The sequence below is a fragment of the Deinococcus indicus genome, from assembly GCF_002198095.1.
GTDB lineage: Bacteria > Deinococcota > Deinococci > Deinococcales > Deinococcaceae > Deinococcus > Deinococcus caeni.
In genome coordinates this window covers 1-15858 of sequence record NZ_NHMK01000033.1, presented here as the reverse complement: position 1 = coordinate 15858, position 15858 = coordinate 1, and the positions used below count along the sequence as shown (strand labels likewise).

Sequence of the window (15858 nt, the reverse complement as noted above, 5' to 3'; positions counted from 1 at the left end):
GAGGGGGGTGTCCGGCGGGGAATTCTCACCATGCCGCACTATGCTCGCGAGTGCATGAAGGTGGCCTGGCCTCTCCCCGCAGTAGTGATGACGCTCGGCCTGTCGATCGGCAGCCTGGGCAGCAGCGCTCCCACGCCGCCCGCGTTGCCGGCCGGCTGGCAGCCCCGGCTCGCCGCGCTGCTGCCCGCCACCGCGCAGACCGTCACGCTGCTCGAGCGCCGGCCCAGCATCTCCACGCTGGAACTGCAACTGCGGGTCGCCAGCGTCGGCGGGAACCCGCAGGCGCTGCAACAGGTGATCGTGAACGCCGCGCGGGGCGTGCAGCCCACCTACGACGAACGCCTGGGCATCTCCCGCGAGGACTTCAAACGCTACGTGGTTTTCCAGGAAGTCCTGGCCTCGACCGGCAAGACCTTCCGGCTGGCCGTCACGCGCGACGCCAGTCAGGTCACCTTCGGGGACGGCCCGCTGATGGACGGCGTCCTGAAGGGCGTCAGCATCGACCTGAAGACCGGCGAGATGCGCGGCCCGGAAGGCTTCAGCGCCCGCCCCACCAGCGTCACGCCCAGCACGGCGCCGGACCAGGGCCTGGACGTCCGCAGCGGCTTCCAGTGGCGCGTCGCGGGCAGCAACGCCACGAGCGGCAACGGCGTGCGCGGCACCCTGAGCCTCCTGCAACTGTCCAGCGGACGGGTGGTGCTCAGCTACACCCGCACCAGCATGATCCGCCGCTCGGTGGATACCGGCGAACTGATCGTCGAGTACACCCGCTGAGGGCCCCCCTATCCCCACCCTGACCCCCGGCTGACGGCAGGTCAAGGCTTCCTCACGTTCCCTTCAGGGCGGGTCACGCACGGACGCATAGGCTGGGCCTCATGAAGAAGCGGAACCTCATGATGCTCGGCGCGGCCCTGACCCTGGGCGGCCTCAGTCAGGCCGACGCCGGACGCCTCTCGCCCACCCTGCTCGAACGGGCGAAGAAGGGCGACCAGACCCAGGTCGGGGTGATCGTGCGTTTCCAGTTCGCCAACGACGCCCAGGGCCGCGCGCAGTTCAAGAACCTGCGCGCCCAGCTGAACGGCAAGATCGCGCAGCTCGGCCCGGCCGCCGGTTTCCTGAACCAGGCGCTCAACTCCGGCCGGGCGACCTCGTTGTGGCTGGACCAGAGCATCTACCTGCCCATGACGCCAGTGCAGGCCCGTACCCTGGCCGTGCTGCCGTTCGTGTCGGACGTATTCGAGAACTTCAAGGTGCAGATTCCCAAACCGCAGCGCGCCGTCGCCCTGAGCGCCGCCGCCGCCGCGCCCGGCGAGGCGTGGCACCTCGCGAAGATCGGGGCGCCGCAGGCCTGGGCCGCCGGGTTCAAGGGGCAGGGCATCAAGATCGGGCACCTGGACAGCGGCATCGACGCCAACCACCCGCAGCTGAACGGCAAGGTGGCCGCGTTCGCGGAATTCAACGCCAGCGGTGACCGCGTCCAGAACGCCGCCACGCGCGACACGACCAACCACGGCACGCACACGGCGGGCCTGCTGGTCGGCGACACGGTCGGCGTGGCCCCCAGCGCCAAGGTCATCAGCGCCCTGGTCCTCCCGAACAACGAGGGTACCTTCGCGCAGGTGATTGCCGGGATGCAGTACGTGCTGGACCCGGACAACAACGCCGACACCGACGACGGCGCCGACATCGTGAACATGAGTCTGGGCATTCCCGGCACCTTCGACGAGTTCATCGTGCCGGTGCAGAACATGCTCAAGGCGGGCGTGGTGCCGGTGTTCGCCATCGGCAACTTCGGGCCGACCTCGGCCAGCACCGGCAGCCCCGGCAACCTGCCCGACGCCATCGGCGTGGGCGCCGTGGGCCAGGACGGACAGGTGGCCAGCTTCAGCAGCCGCGGCCCCGTGAACTGGAACAGCACCATCAAGGGCGTGTTCACCAAGCCCGACATCGCCGCGCCCGGCGTGGAGATCACCAGCGCCTTCCCGAACGGACAGTACGGGGCGCTCAGCGGGTCCTCGCAGGCCAGCCCCATCGCGGCGGGCGCGGCGGCGCTGCTGCTGTCGGCGAAACCCGGCACGAACGTGGACGGCATCAAGAACGCGCTGTACACCAGCGCCAGCAACGCGGGCAGCAAGAACAACAATGTGGGCTTCGGCCTGATCAGCGTGCCCGGCGCGCTGGGTAAACTGGGCGTGAACCTGGGCGGCACCCCCGCCCCGACGCCTGCGCCCACCCCGACCCCCGCCCCCACGCCTGCACCGACCCCTGCACCAACGCCGACCCCTGCGCCCACTCCGGCCCCTGCACCCGCTCCCGCACCTGCACCCACCGGCCCCAGTGGCTACACGCTGTGCGCCCTGGAAGGCAGCAAGTGCGACTTCAGCGGCCAGAAGGACGCCGCGTTCGGCACCGCCGGGAAGTACCTGACGGGCGTCGGCACCGACGGCTTCAACTGCACGGTCGCCGAGTGGGGCCGCGACCCCGCCCCCGGCGTGCGCAAGGGCTGCTTCATCAAGGACCGCCCCGGCACGCCCGCGCCCACCCCGGCGCCCGCCCCGACCCCCGCGCCCAGCACCGGCAAGAAACCCACCGTCATGCTCGTCGATGACGACATGGGCCAGGGACCGGACGTGACGGCCGCGCTACGCGACGCCATCAAGGCCAACGCCGCCAGCGGTGGGGCCTTCGTGTGGAACACCCAGACCCAGGGGCAGGTGCCCCTGAGCGAACTCAAACGCGCGGACATCGTCGTTTGGGCGACCGGTGAGCAGTACCAGAACACCATCACCCCCGCCGACCAGAACGTGCTGCAGCAGTACGTGGCGGGCGGCGGCAACCTCCTGATCACCGGGCAGGACATCGGCTATGACATCGGCACGAGTGCGTTCTACACCGGCACCCTGAAGACCCGCTTCGTGGCGGACAGCAGCGGTCAGGCGAAATTCGTGACGCGCGGCGCGTTCGGCAGCACCGCCTTCACCCTGAACGCCCAGGGCAGCGCCGCCAACCAGTACTACCCCGACGTGATCGCCGACCTGAACGGCAGCAGCGTGGTCGCCTCCTGGGGCACCGCGAACGCCACCGCCGGAACGATCACCGCGCAGAGCATCCGCGTGGACCCCAACCGCACCCGCGCCGCGCAGAAGGTGCAGGACCCGCGTGGACTGGTCGAGCGGCTGGCCGCGAACATCCTGGGCGGCGTGCTGAACCAGATCCTGGGCGGCAACACCCAGGCGCAGGGCCAGAACCGTCCCCGCGTCAGCGCCCAGTCCGCCGGTGAGAACGCCGGGGCGATCGTCGCCAACGACGCCGGGAAGTACCGCACGGTCACCATGGGCTTCGGCATGGAGGGCCTGACGCCCAACAGCCGCAACATCCTGATGAAGACCACCTTCGACTGGCTGATGAAGTAATACGGACTCCGATTGAATGGGCTGCAAAGCCCGTTCAATCCGAGCGGATGCGAGTAAGAGAGAAACGGGTTCCGGACGTGGAGTCGGCAATCCGGTGAAGTTCCGGATTGTTGGCGAAACAAACGGAATCCGTGTAACCGCACCCCTTTCCGGCCGCCTGCGCATCTGCGTGGGCGGCCCTTCTTGTTGCCTCAAGGTTCTCCCCATCCGGCTTGGGGAAGCTCCCATGCAGCCCGCAGGGGCGGGGGGTACGGTCAGGGTATGACCACCCTGCGCGACATCATGACCACCGACCTGACCACCACCGACCCCCGCGCCACCCTGAAGGAGGTCGCCACGCTGATGCGCGAGCAGGACATCGGCAACGTGCTCATCATGGACGGCGACACGCTGAGCGGCATCATCACCGACCGGGACATCGTCATCCGCGCCGTGGCGTACGGGCACGACCTGGGCAGCGCCGTGACCGACTACGCCACCGGCAGCGTGTTCACGATGGACGCGGAGACCAGCGTGCAGGACGCCGCGAAGGCCATGGCGGACCGCCAGCTGCGCCGCCTGCCCGTCACGGACGGCGCGAAGGTCGTCGGGATCGTGAGCCTCGCGGACCTCGCCACGCGCGCCAGCGGCGGCGCGGACGAGCAGGCGCTGCAGGGCATCAGTCAGCCCACGATCTGAACCGGGGCAGAGGGGGCAGCCAGCGGGATACCCACCCCCTCTTGAGCGTTCCTCCATCCTGTGTGCCCGGCGCTGACCTCGGGCACGCCCGAAGGACTACGGTGTCCCCATGACCCCGATCAAGAGCCCACTGGCCCCCCGCGCCGACGCCGCCGACCTCCTGAAAGACACCGACCTGACCGGCCAGACTGCCGTCGTGACCGGCGCGGCCTCCGGGCTGGGCGTCGAGACGGTCCGCGCCCTGCTGGGTGCCGGGGCGCGCGTGATCATGCCCGTCCGCGACACCGCGCGGGGTGAGGAGGTCGCCCGTGAGCTCGCCCAGGCGACCGGGAACAGTGAAATCCATGTGCTGCATCTCGATTTGTCCTCACTCGCGTCGGTCCGGCAGGCCGCCACGGAAATCTTGAAGCTCGCCCCGCAGATCAACATGCTCATCAACAACGCGGGCGTCATGGCCACCCCGCAGGGCCAGACCGCCGACGGCTTCGAGACGCAGTTCGGCACGAACCACCTGGGGCACTTCCAGCTGACGCGGCTGCTGATGCCCGCCCTGCTGGCTGCCGCGCCCGCCCGCGTCGTCGCGCTCAGTAGCAGCGCGCACCGCCTCAGCGACATTCACTGGGACGACCCGAACTTCCAGACCACTCCCTACGACCCCTGGCAGGCGTACGGCCAGAGCAAGACCGCCAACGCCCTGTTCGCCGTCGAGCTGAACCGCCGCTACGCCGATCAGGGCGTCACCGCGAACGCCGTCCATCCCGGCGGGATCATGACCGGGCTGCAGAAGCACATGCCGGAAGGCGAGGCGCAACGCCGGGGCTGGATCGACGAGAACGGCGTGCCCAACCCCGCCTTCAAGACCCCCGCGCAGGGTGCGGGCACCAGCGTCTGGGCGGCCACCGCGCCCGAACTGGACGGCGTGGGCGGCCTGTTCCTGGAGGACCTCCAGCAGAGCACCCCGCTGGACGAGGCGAACCCCAACCCGCTGTTCGGCTACAAGCCCCACGCCCTGGACGCGGACAGCGCCCGCCGTCTGTGGACGCTCAGTGAGCAGATGATCGAGCAGACCGGGCAGTAACCCGCAGGAGAAACGCCCCCGCCGGTCTGGTCGGGGGCGTTTCGCTGATGGATTTACCCGAGGTCGCGCAGTTTGCGGTACAGCTCCTTCTGCTCGTCGCTCAGGGTGGCGGGCACCGTGACGTTCAGGCGCACGTACAGGTCGCCGCGCGTGCCGTCCTTCTTCGGCCAGCCCTGCCCACGCAGCCGCATGCGGCGCCCACCGCTGCTGCCGGGGGGCACGCTCAGGTTCCCTTTGCCGCTCAGGGTCTGCACGGTCACGTCCCCGCCGAGTGCGGCGACCGGGGCGGGCACGTCCACGCTGGTGGTCAGGTGGTCGCCGTCCAGTTCGAAGCGGGCGTCCTCCAGCACGCGGATGGTCAGCAGTACGTCGCCGCCGCCCGGTCCCTGCCCGGCCAGCCGCAGGCGGGCGCCGTCGCGCGTGCCTGCCGGAACGCGCAGGCTCAGGCGCTTGCCGTCCACGTTGATGACCTCGTCCGAGCCGCTGAAGGCTTCCTCCAGCGTGACCTGCAACTCGCCTTCCACGTTCTGCACGAAGCGCCGCCCGCCGCCCAGGCCGCCGCCGCCCAGCAGGTCCTCAAAGTTCACCTGCGCGCCCGCGAAGCCCGCGCCCGGCCCGCCGCGCCGCCCGGTCTGCCCGAACAGCCCCTGGAAGAAGTCACTGAACTGCCCCGGATCGAAACCCGAGAAGTCCCCACCCTGGAAGCCGCCCGCACCGGGGCCGCCGTAGCCGGGCGGGACCTGCCCGGTGTGCCCGAACTGGTCGAACACCTGCCGTTTCTCGGGGTCGGAGAGAACGGCGTACGCCTCGCCGATCTCCTTGAAGCGTTCGGCGGCCTTCTCGTCCCCGGCGTTCTTGTCCGGGTGGTACTGCTTGGCGAGCCGGCGGTACGCGCTCTTGATGTCCGCCTCGGACGCCCCGCGGGAGACGCCGAGCACGTCGTAGTAATCCTTGTAAGCCATGTGCGCCTCCTTCAGGCGAATGAGGACGGTGGATTCAGGTGGTGACGGTGCAGGTGGTCGCGGTTCAGGTGGTCACGAGGTCGCGGTACAGCGCCTCGACCTTCGCCCGCGCCCACGGGGTGCGCCGCAGGAACTTCAGGCTGCTCTGCACGCTCGGATCGAACTGAAAGCAGCGGACCGGGACCATGCGGGCCAGTTCGTCCCAGCCGTACGCGTCGTGCAGCCGCTCGACGATCATGGCGAGCGTCACGCCGTGCAGCGGGTCACCGGAGGGTGAGCGGTTGACGGTCGATGGAGCCGCGGGGGCCTCAGCCGACGCCGTCTTGTCTTCTGGGTCAACCATCACCGCTTCCCCCTCAGCCTTTCTTGCTCACGACGACGCGGGCGGGGCGCACGAGGCGGTCGCCCATGCGGAAGCCCAGCTGGTACACCTGCACGATCACGTCGTCCTCGTCGCCGGGCACGACCTGCAGCGCCTCGTGCCACTGCGGGTCGAAGGCCTCGCCTTCCTTGCCGGTCACTTCCAGGCCCAGGCCCGAGAACACGGTCAGGATCTTTCCCTGCACGGCCTGCATGCCGGGAATCAGTTTGGCAGGCTCGGCGGCGCCCATGGTCACGGCGCGGTCCATGTCGTCGTACACGGGCATCAGCGCCTCGGCGGCCCGGCTGACGCCCTGGCCCTGCGCGGCGGCCACGTCCTCCTGGGTGCGGCGGCGGTAGTTCTCGAAGTCGGCGGCCAGTCGGGCCAGGCGCCCCTTCAGCTCGGTGTTCTCCTTTTCCAGCTCGTCGGCGCGTTCCAGTTTCGCCATCATCTCCTGCACCTGTCCCAGCATGCCCTCGTCCAGGCCGTCCATGCCGGGGAACTCGGTTTCCAGGTCTTCCTGCATGTTGTCGGTTTCGGTGTCGGGAATGTCCAGGCCGTCCTCGCCAACCGTCTTCGTGCGGTCGGTGTCGGTGGTCTCGGCGGTGGGTTTGTGCTGGTCGTCGGTCATCTTGGGGCCTCTCTTGCGGAACATTGCGCTCAGCTTACGGGCTGCTCGGGCGTTCCTGCTGGAATGAAGGGTGAAAGGAAAGGGGGAGAGGAGGCGTGGCGGCCGTCCTCTCCCGTGGATGTCAGTGCTGGTGGGCGGCCGCCTCGCCCGTTCCTCGCCTCCCCTGGCGGGAGGGAAGGGGGGGTTACTCGGCGGGTTTGAAGTCCGCGTCGATCACGTCGTCGTCCTGCTTGTCCTTGCCCAGGTTGACGGTGTCGTCGCCCTGCGCCTGACCCTGGCCCTGCGCGGCGGTCATGAAGGAACGCAGTTCCTCTTCCAGCTTCTTCTGCGCGGCCTCGATGCGGGCGTCGTCGTCGCTGCGCACGGCTTCCTCGGCCTCGTCGGCGGCGGCCTTCAGCTTGTCCTTGGCGTCGGCGGCGGCGCCTTCGTTCTCCTCGATCTGGCCGAGGGCCTGCACGCGCAGCGAGTCAAGGTTGTTGCGTTTCTCGACCTTCTCGCGGCGCTGCTTGTCGGCGGCGGCGTTCTGCTCGGCTTCCTGCACCATGCGTTCCACGTCGCTCTTGTCGAGGGTGGTGGTGTTCTCGATGCGGATACTGGACTCCTTGCCGCTGGTCTTCTCCTTGGCGGTCACGTGCAGGATGCCGTTCGCGTCGATGTCGAAGGTGACCTCGATCTGCGCCTGACCGGCCCGCATGGGCGGAATGCCTTCCAGTTTGAAGCGGCCCAGGCTCTTGTTGTCGGCGGCCATGGGGCGCTCACCCTGCAGCACGTTGATCTCCACGCCCGGCTGGTTGTTCTCGGCGGTGGTGTAGATCTCGGTCTTCTTGGCGGGAACGGTGGTGTTGCGGGTGATCATGGGGGCGATCATGCCGCCCTTGACCTCCACGCCCAGCGTCAGCGGGGTCACGTCGACCAGCACGATGTCGCCCAGGCTGGAGTCGCCCTGAATGATCCCGGCCTGCACGGCGGCGCCCAGCGCGACGGCCTCGTCGGGGTTCACGCTCTCGTTGGGGGTCTTGCCGATCAGGTCCTGCACGATGCGCTTGACGGCCGGGATGCGGGTGCTGCCGCCCACCAGGATCACTTCGTCGATCTTGCCCGCGTCCAGCTTGGCGTCCGCGAGGGCCTGCTCGACGGGCTTGCGCACGCGGCGCAGCAGGTCGGCCGTGATCTCCTCGAACTTGGCGCGGCTCAGGGTGCGCTCCAGGTGCATGGGGGTGCGGGTTTCCGGGTCGAAGGTGATGAACGGCAGGCTGATCGAGGTTTCGGTCGCGTTGCTCAGTTCGATCTTGGCCTTCTCGGCCGCCTCGATCAGGCGCTGCAGGGCCTGCTTGTCCTTGCGCAGGTCGAAGTTGTTGTCCTTCTGGAACTCGGTGGCGAGCCAGTCCACGATGCGCTGGTCGAAGTCCGCGCCGCCCAGGTGGGTGTCGCCGCTGGTGGATTTCACTTCGAACACGCCGTCGCCCAGTTCGAGGATCGTCACGTCGAAGGTGCCGCCCCCCAGGTCGAAGACCAGTACGGTCTCGTTGCCCTTGCGTTCCAGGCCGTAGGCGAGCGCGGCGGCGGTGGGTTCGTTGATGACGCGCAGCACGTTCAGGCCCGCGATCTCACCGGCCTGCTTGGTCGCCTCGCGCTGGGAGTTGTCGAAGTATGCGGGGACCGTGATGACCACGTCGCGGATCTTCTCGCCCAGTTTGGCGGAGGCGTCGTTCACGAGTTTACGCAGCACCTCTGCGCTGACCTGCTCGGGGGCGAGGTCCTGGCCGTTCACCTCGATGCGCACGGAGCCGCCGGGGCCTTCCTTGACGGTGAAGGGGCTGCGGCCCGCTTCCTCGCGGATCTCGTCCCAGCGGCGGCCGATGAAGCGCTTGACTTCGAACAGCGTGGCGGCCGGGTTCAGGGCGGCCTGACGGCGTGCGATCTGGCCGACGAGGCGCTCGTCGCCCTTGTACGCGACGACGCTGGGCGTGGTGCGCGCGCCCTCGGCGTTCACGATGACTTCGGGGCGGCCGCCCTCCATGACGGAGATAACGGAGTTGGTGGTACCAAGGTCGATTCCGACTGCTTTGGGCATGGGAGCTCCTGTGTTGATGGTGTGAAGTGTGGGGATTTGCCGCCACGAGGGCAGCAGTTCTGATCTGCGCTCATCATAGGGCCACAGTTCCGGAGTGTCAATAGAGTTGAGTGCAGTACGCTCAAGTTTAAGGAATGCCCCAACCCACCACCACACCCGCCACCCCACAGCTCCCCGGCGCGCCCCTCAGGACGGCGCGCCGCCCACCCCACCGTCCGGCGCGGCCCCCGTCTCCAGCTGCCCCACCGCCACCACCGCCGCCACGTTCCCCACGATCCGCCCACCCTGCCAGCGCGGCGACCCCGAAATCACCACCGACACCAGCGACCCGTCCGCCCGACGCAGCCGCGTCATGTACGACGAACTCTCACCCGCCAGCCGCCGCGCCCGCGCCTCCCGCAGCCGCTCCTGATCCTCCGGCAACGTCCACTCGAACGGCGACCGGCCCACCACCTGCTCGGGCGTCAACCCCAGCATCCGCGCGTACGCCGGATTCACGTACACGAACCGCCCGTCCTCGTCCGACACGGTCAACCCATGCTCGACCGACTCCATGACCTGCCGCGCGAACTGCAGCTCCTGCGCGTACGCCTCCTTCAACTCACGGTGCCCGCGCAGCAACCGCACCAGCCGGGGCGCCATCCACGCCGCCACGCCCAGCGTCACCAGCACCGGCAGGACCACCACGAACACCTGCGGGCGCGGCACCAGCCACGCCACCAGAAACGACTCCAGAATCAGCAGAGCGAACAGCACGTACGCCACCCGCAACTCCAGCTGACCCGGTCTCATGAATACAGGGTGCTCCGCCCGCCCTTGCAGGGTTCTTACGTCCCTCCACGTTGAACGGCCACGCACCTGAGCGCACACACAGGTCCCCGGCCCGGTACCATCACAGGACATGAACCCACGACGGCAGATGCTGATCAGCGCGGCCCTGATGGGCGCCGCCGGTGCCCTGCAACTGCCCGGACTACTCCGCGACGTGCAGCGCCCCGCAGCGGACTTTCCCTGGTTCAGCCTGATCGGCGCGGCGCTGATCCTGGGCGCGGCCATCGGGACGCTGCTGCACGCCCTGTGGCCCGTGCGGGGCGGGCGGCCGGTCCGGGACTGGCGGGCGTCGCTGCCCTTCCACCTGCTGCCGACCCTGGCGCTGCTGCTGGGCGGCGGCCTGCTCATCGACCGCTGGCAGGTGCAGAACAGCGACCAGCTGACCCGGACCGCCTTTGACCGGGCCGTCCGCGACGTCGAACTGCGACCTGTGCCCTGCCCCCGCGCGGGCGCGCAGTGCGTCGGGGCGAACGTGGACGCGCCCCTGCTGGCCGAACTGCTGCAATCGGCAGTCACGGCTGCCGGGGGCCGTGTCGAGGTCGGCACCTTCTCCCAGACCCGCCAGGGGGACCGCGTGATGGGGGAGGCGCGGGTCACGCTGCGGGCCGGGCTGCGGCAGGTGCCGTTCACGCTGCGGTACGACGGCCCGGTGATCGTGGGCCGCGCCGAGCCCCTGCCCGACGCGGCGCTGCCCCTGGCGCAGGCCACGCTGGAGCGCGCCGATGACTGAGCGCACCGCTTCCCACATCCAGCCGGACGGCCCGCAGTTCCGCCCGCGCCCCGGTCCAATGCGGCTGACGCTGCTTCTTCAGGCGCTATTCCTGCTGGGGATGCTGACCGGGTTGGCCGTGCTGATGGTCAGCAGTCCCCTGTCGCGGCTGTCGGACCGGGTCATTGAGGTGTTCCCCTGGTGGTTCCTGTTGCAGGCGCTGTCCTTCGGCGCGTACGCGCACGCCTACTGGGGGGCCTTCGGCACCCTGGGGAAGGCTGCCGCGCCCATGCAACTCTGGCGGCACCCGGAACTGCGGACGCTGCCCGCGCTGCCGCCCCTGCCGCTGTGGCGGGCCGCGCTGCTGTACGCCGTGCCGGTGGCGCTGGTCGGGGGCATGTTCGCGTGGGGCTCGCGGGATCTCGGGGTGCAGGTGGCGCGGTATACGACGAACGGTCAGTGGACCTCTGCCGCCAGACTGGGCTTCACGCGGGTGAGCTGCCGGGACTTCCCGGCGGGCAGCGTGCAGCCGGACTCGCTGTGCCTGGTCGCGTGGCAGGACTTCCCGCAGGGGCGGTCCTTCGCGGACACGGTGCGCGCGTGGGTGCAGGACGAGCGGCTGACCTTCACGGACGCCGGGCAGCCGATCGAGGCCCCCGCGCTGAACCTGCCCTTCCGGCAGGCGGGCGGCGTGACGGGCGGTCAGTGGACCGTGCCGCTGCGCCGCGTCACCGAGGACGACGTCCAGCCGTTCACGGTGACGGCCGTGTCCCGGCGCGACCCGGTCCCGGCATCGGGCGCGGCCCCGGCCCCTGAACTGGCCTCCTGGCTGCGGGGTCAGGTGTTTCATTCGGTGCTGATCGTGACGCCGGGCGCGTCAAGTCCCGGTGTCACAGCGCCGTGACCGGGGGGGCTCTATCCTGATTCAATGACCGCCCCTGCCGATCCCGCGACCCCCCATATTCACCTGCCGGACGGCTCCTGCTGCAAACCCAAGCGGTTCGCGCACCTGCATCAGCACACGCAGTACTCGCTGCTGGACGGCGCGGCGAAACTCAAGGACCTGCTCAAGTGGGCCAAGGAGGTCACCCCGGAAGGGCAGACCCCGGCGCTGGCCATGACGGATCACGGGAACATGCACGGCGCGGTGCACTTCTACAACTATGCGACCGGGATGGGCGTCAAACCGATCATCGGCTACGAGGCGTACGTCGTGCCGGGCGAGGGGACCCGCCGCGACCGGACGCGCGGGCAGGACGGCGAGAAGGGCATCTTTCACCTGACGCTGCTCGCCCGTGATTTCGAGGGGTACCAGAACCTCTGCCGCCTGAGCAGTCGCGGGTACACGGAAGGCTACTACTACAAGCCCCGCATCGATCACGAACTGCTGCGCGAGCACCACAAGGGCGTCATCGCGTTCAGCGGGTGCCTGGGCAGCGAGGTGCAGCAACTCCTCCTGCAGGGCCGCGAGGACGACGCGAAGAAACGCCTGATGTGGTACCGCGAGCTGTTCGGCGAGAACTACTTCATCGAGATTCAGGACCACGGGCTGCCCGAGCAGAAACGCAACAACCCCATCCTGAAAGCCTGGGCGAACGAGCTGGGCATCGGGATGGTCGCCACGAACGACGGGCACTACGTCAAGAAGAGCGACGCGACCGCGCACGAGACGCTGCTGGCCATCCAGACGAAGGCGACCCTGGCCGACGAGAACCGCTTCAAGTTCCCCTGCGACGAGTTCTACGTGAAGAACCTCGAGGAGATGCAGGCGGCCCTGCCCGTGAGCGAGTGGGGCGAGGAAGTCTTCGACAACACCGCGCTGGTCGCCGACCTGTGCAACGTGGACCTGCCGGTCGGCAAGAAACGTGTGTACCAGATGCCCGCCCTGCCAATCCCCGAGGGCCGCACCATGGCCGAGGAACTGCGCGTGCAGACGTACCGCGGCACCGTGAAACGCTACCCGGCGCACGCCACGGAAGGGCTGCTGCGCGACTACGCGGCCCGCAGCCTGAGCGCGCTGGGAGCGGACGCGCAGAAGGTACTGGGCCGCGCCGGGAACTGCGACCCGCGGACCTGCGACCTGGAAACGCTGTTCACGCTGCTGGCCTTCTGCGGCAGCGAGTGGGAAGCGCGCGGCAAGGCGGCGGGCGAGAAGTACACCAAGTACCCCGCGCTGGAACTCATGGAGGCCGAGGTGGAATCCGGGCCGCTGCCCGCCTACGCGCACGAGGACTGCCGCCGCGCCGCCCAGAACAGCAGCGACACCAGCATCGAACTGACCCCCGACACGCAGGAGGAAACCACGCGCGGCCACCACCGGCACGCGCTGGTGATCCTGCGCCGCGCCGAGTATGAACTGTCGGTCATCAACAACATGGGCTTCCCCGACTACTTCCTGATCGTCGCGGACTACATCAACTGGGCCAAGGATCAGGACATCAGCGTGGGGCCTGGGCGTGGCTCGGGCGCCGGGTCGCTCGTGGCTTACGCGATGCGCATCACCAACCTCGACCCCCTGGAATTCGAGCTGCTGTTCGAGCGATTCCTGAACCCCGACCGCATCTCCATGCCGGACTTCGACATCGACTTCAACGACGCCCGCCGCGTCGAGGTCATCCAGTACGTGCAGGACAAGTACGGCGAGGACAAGGTCGCGCAGATCGCCACCTTCGGAACGATGGCCTCCAAGGCGTGCCTGAAGGACGTGGCGCGCGTCATGGGCCTGGAGTACGCCAAGGTCGACAAGGTGTCGAAGCTCATCCCGATCAAGTTCGGCAAGAGCTACAGCCTCGAACAGGCCCGCGAGAGCGTACCGGACATCCAGCAGATGCTCGCCGAGGACCAGCAGCTGCTCGAAGCGTACGAGTTCGCGCAGAAACTCGAAGGCCTGACCCGCCACGCCAGCGTCCACGCCGCCGGGGTCGTCATCGGCAAGACGCAACTGACCGACCTCGTGCCCGTCATGCGCGACACCTCGGGCGCGGGCATGGTCTGCCAGTACGACATGAAAGCCGTCGAGGACATCGGCCTGATCAAGATGGACTTCCTGGGCCTGCGCACCCTGAGCTTCCTCGACGAGGCCAAGCGGATCATGCGCGAATCCAAGGGCGTCGAGATCGACTTCGACACCATCCCCTTCGACGACCGGATCACCTACGACCTGATGAGCCGCGGCGACACCAAGGGTGTCTTCCAGCTCGAAGGGGCCGGCATCGCGGACGCCTCCAGGCGCCTCAAACCCCGCCGACTGGCCGACATCATCGCGCTGTCCGCCCTGTACCGCCCCGGCCCGATGGAGAACATCCCCACCTACGTCCGCCGCCACCACGGCCTCGAAGAGGTGGACTACGTCCGCGACGGCTTCCCGAACAGCGCCAAGTACCTGGAAAAGATCCTGGCCGAAACGTACGGCATCCCCGTCTACCAGGAACAGATCATGCAGATCGCCAGCGAGGTCGCCGGCTTCTCCCTGGGCGGCGCCGACCTGCTGCGCCGCGCCATGGGCAAGAAAGACGCCGAGGAGATGAAACGCCAGCGGCAGATCTTCGTCGAGGGCGCCGAGGGCAACGGCGTACCGAAAGATGAGGGCAACCGCCTGTTCGACCTGCTGGACGCCTTCGCCAACTACGGCTTCAACAAGTCCCACTCGGCCGCGTACGGTGTGATCACGTACCAGACCGCGTGGCTCAAGGCGAACTACCCCGTCGAGTTCATGGCCGCCCTGCTGACCGTCGAACGCAAGGACAGCGACAAGGTCGCCGAGTACATCAGCGACGCCCGCAAGATGGACGTGCACGTCCTGCCGCCCGACATCAACCGCTCGGCCGCCGACTTCGCCGTGCAGGGCGAAGAAATCCTGTTCGGGCTGTACGCCATCAAGGGCCTGGGCGAGGGCGCCGTCCTGAAAATCCTCGAGGAACGCGAACGCGCCGGACGTTATAAGAGCCTCGCGGACTTCTGCTCCCGCCTGGGCAACAAGGTCTGCAACCGCAAGGCCCTCGAAAGCCTGATCAAGAGCGGCGCCTTCGACCAGTTCGGCGAACGCAACCAGCTCATGCACAGCCTCGAAGACGCCCTCGAAGACGCCGCCGGCACCGCCGACATCAACGCCAAAGCCCAGACCGGCATGAGCATGATGTTCGGCCTGGAAGAGGTCAAGAAGGAACGCCCCCTGCGCGCCGGCATCCCCCCCTACACCGACCTGGAACGCCTCAGCATCGAGAAGGACGCCCTGGGCCTGTACATCAGCGGCCACCCCCTCGAACAGCACGAAGGCCTGCGCGAAGCCGCCAGCTGCCGCATCAGCGACCTCGACAGCTGGTTCCAGACGCAGAACGTCGCCCCCGGCAAACGCATCAAGGCCGTCCTGGCCGGCATGATCGAGAGCGTCGTCAAGAAACCCACCAAAAGTGGCGGCATGATGGCCCGCTTCATCCTCGCCGACGAGAGCGGCCAGACCGAACTCGTCGCCTTCAGCCGCGCCTACGACCGCATCCAGGACAAACTCATCAACGACACCCCCGCCCTCGTCATCGTCGAACTCGAGTCGGAAGACGGCGGCCTGCGCGCCATCGCCGAGGAGATCGTCAGCATCGACCAGCTCGCCGAGGTGCCCAAAGTCATGTACGTCACCATCGACCTCGAAACCGCCAGCCCCGACGCCATCGGCGAATTCCAGAGCGTCCTCGACGAACACGCCGGCAGCATGCCCACCTACCTCCGCCTGGAAACCCCCGAGCAGTTCGTGATCTACCAGCTCGACCACGGCATGGGCAGCCCTGAGGCCATCCGCGTCCTCAACCACACCTTCCCCTGGGCCGACGCGTACCTCGCCTACGACCAGCAGACCATCCTCGGCCGCTTCGCCCCCAAACCCCCCGCCTGGATGAACAAACAGGGCGGAGGAATGCGGGCGTAATCACGGGCGGACCCCTCCGCTGCGCGGGCAACCCCTCATACGGACTCCGATTAAATAGATTATAATTGCGGCATCAAACAGATCCCTCTGACCGCCCCTCTGGCGCATGACGCTGACACTTTCTGGCATCTCTACCGGGCCAGTACCTGTGCCGTCGAACGCCGCAGAGCCCAACTCTTCGCCCTCCTCGCAGAAGGACGCCC

Annotated in this window: 12 protein-coding genes; 7 read left to right on the top strand and 5 right to left on the bottom strand. The window is 68.4% G+C overall.

All coding sequences use genetic code 11. The annotated features are described in order from the left end of the window. Positions 1–87: 87 nt before the first annotated feature. The 4 genes from CBQ26_RS19075 to CBQ26_RS19060 all read left to right on the top strand — a co-directional run bounded on the left by CBQ26_RS19075 (position 88) and on the right by CBQ26_RS19060 (position 5169). Positions 88–774: a hypothetical protein gene (locus tag CBQ26_RS19075; RefSeq protein ID WP_229844276.1), complete on the top strand. Its 687-nt coding sequence runs from the start codon at positions 88–90 to the stop codon at positions 772–774. Positions 775–875: 101 nt separating this feature from the next. After that, the gene (locus CBQ26_RS19070; protein WP_088250193.1) at positions 876–3413 is read left to right on the top strand and encodes a S8 family peptidase; all 2538 of its coding nucleotides are present in this window, start codon (positions 876–878) and stop codon (positions 3411–3413) included. Between the two features lie 261 nt (positions 3414–3674). Then, a complete protein-coding gene (locus tag CBQ26_RS19065; protein ID WP_088250192.1) occupies positions 3675–4091 on the top strand; it encodes a CBS domain-containing protein in 417 nt (138 codons plus the stop codon). Positions 4092–4200: 109 nt separating this feature from the next. Continuing rightward, complete coding sequence (locus CBQ26_RS19060; RefSeq protein ID WP_088250191.1) at positions 4201–5169, top strand: oxidoreductase; 969 nt, start codon at positions 4201–4203, stop codon at positions 5167–5169. Positions 5170–5222: 53 nt separating this feature from the next. On the opposite strand, the gene CBQ26_RS19055 is transcribed toward CBQ26_RS19060, so the two are convergent. From CBQ26_RS19055 to CBQ26_RS22145, 5 genes are all read right to left on the bottom strand, one after another. Continuing rightward, entirely contained in the window at positions 5223–6131 is a 909-nt protein-coding gene (locus CBQ26_RS19055; RefSeq protein WP_088250190.1) for a DnaJ C-terminal domain-containing protein, read from the bottom strand. 64 nt (positions 6132–6195) lie between these two features. Continuing rightward, positions 6196–6474, bottom strand: a complete 279-nt coding sequence (locus CBQ26_RS19050; RefSeq protein WP_088250189.1) for a VF530 family protein — start codon at positions 6472–6474, stop codon at positions 6196–6198. A gap of 13 nt (positions 6475–6487) precedes the next feature. Continuing rightward, positions 6488–7123: a nucleotide exchange factor GrpE gene (locus tag CBQ26_RS19045; protein WP_088250242.1), complete on the bottom strand. Its 636-nt coding sequence runs from the start codon at positions 7121–7123 to the stop codon at positions 6488–6490. Positions 7124–7307: 184 nt separating this feature from the next. Continuing rightward, positions 7308–9197 (bottom strand): molecular chaperone DnaK, encoded by a 1890-nt coding sequence (gene dnaK, locus CBQ26_RS19040; RefSeq protein ID WP_088250188.1) that lies wholly within the window; start codon positions 9195–9197, stop codon positions 7308–7310. A 186-nt stretch (positions 9198–9383) separates the two neighbouring features. Continuing rightward, positions 9384–9989: a PAS domain-containing protein gene (locus CBQ26_RS22145; protein ID WP_172418176.1), complete on the bottom strand. Its 606-nt coding sequence runs from the start codon at positions 9987–9989 to the stop codon at positions 9384–9386. A gap of 109 nt (positions 9990–10098) precedes the next feature. On the opposite strand from CBQ26_RS22145, the gene CBQ26_RS22140 reads away from it, so the two are divergent. Genes CBQ26_RS22140 through dnaE form a run of 3 tightly spaced genes read left to right on the top strand, consistent with a single transcriptional unit; the run spans position 10099 to position 15655 of the window. After that, positions 10099–10758, top strand: a complete 660-nt coding sequence (locus tag CBQ26_RS22140; RefSeq protein WP_172418175.1) for a hypothetical protein — start codon at positions 10099–10101, stop codon at positions 10756–10758. Then, a complete protein-coding gene (locus tag CBQ26_RS19025; RefSeq protein WP_088250185.1) occupies positions 10751–11641 on the top strand; it encodes a hypothetical protein in 891 nt (296 codons plus the stop codon). The genes CBQ26_RS22140 and CBQ26_RS19025 overlap by 8 nt, the downstream gene beginning before the upstream one ends. A 24-nt stretch (positions 11642–11665) precedes the next feature. After that, on the top strand, positions 11666–15655 hold the full coding sequence (gene dnaE / locus CBQ26_RS19020) for a DNA polymerase III subunit alpha (RefSeq protein WP_088250184.1): 3990 nt from the start codon (positions 11666–11668) through the stop codon (positions 15653–15655). The last annotated feature ends 203 nt before the right edge of the window (positions 15656–15858 follow it).

Bases quoted from the DNA above. Each gene is read 5' to 3' on its own strand.
- CBQ26_RS19065 (WP_088250192.1), top strand. From the start codon at position 3,675: ATGACCACCCTGCGCGACATCATGACCACCGACCTGACCACCACCGAC.
- CBQ26_RS22145 (WP_172418176.1), bottom strand. From the start codon at position 9,989: ATGAGACCGGGTCAGCTGGAGTTGCGGGTGGCGTACGTGCTGTTCGCT.
- CBQ26_RS19075 (WP_229844276.1), top strand. From the start codon at position 88: ATGACGCTCGGCCTGTCGATCGGCAGCCTGGGCAGCAGCGCTCCCACG.
- CBQ26_RS22140 (WP_172418175.1), top strand. From the start codon at position 10,099: ATGAACCCACGACGGCAGATGCTGATCAGCGCGGCCCTGATGGGCGCC.
- CBQ26_RS19070 (WP_088250193.1), top strand. From the start codon at position 876: ATGAAGAAGCGGAACCTCATGATGCTCGGCGCGGCCCTGACCCTGGGC.
- CBQ26_RS19045 (WP_088250242.1), bottom strand. From the start codon at position 7,123: ATGACCGACGACCAGCACAAACCCACCGCCGAGACCACCGACACCGAC.
- CBQ26_RS19025 (WP_088250185.1), top strand. From the start codon at position 10,751: ATGACTGAGCGCACCGCTTCCCACATCCAGCCGGACGGCCCGCAGTTC.
- dnaK (WP_088250188.1), bottom strand. From the start codon at position 9,197: ATGCCCAAAGCAGTCGGAATCGACCTTGGTACCACCAACTCCGTTATC.
- CBQ26_RS19055 (WP_088250190.1), bottom strand. From the start codon at position 6,131: ATGGCTTACAAGGATTACTACGACGTGCTCGGCGTCTCCCGCGGGGCG.
- CBQ26_RS19050 (WP_088250189.1), bottom strand. From the start codon at position 6,474: ATGGTTGACCCAGAAGACAAGACGGCGTCGGCTGAGGCCCCCGCGGCT.
- dnaE (WP_088250184.1), top strand. From the start codon at position 11,666: ATGACCGCCCCTGCCGATCCCGCGACCCCCCATATTCACCTGCCGGAC.
- CBQ26_RS19060 (WP_088250191.1), top strand. From the start codon at position 4,201: ATGACCCCGATCAAGAGCCCACTGGCCCCCCGCGCCGACGCCGCCGAC.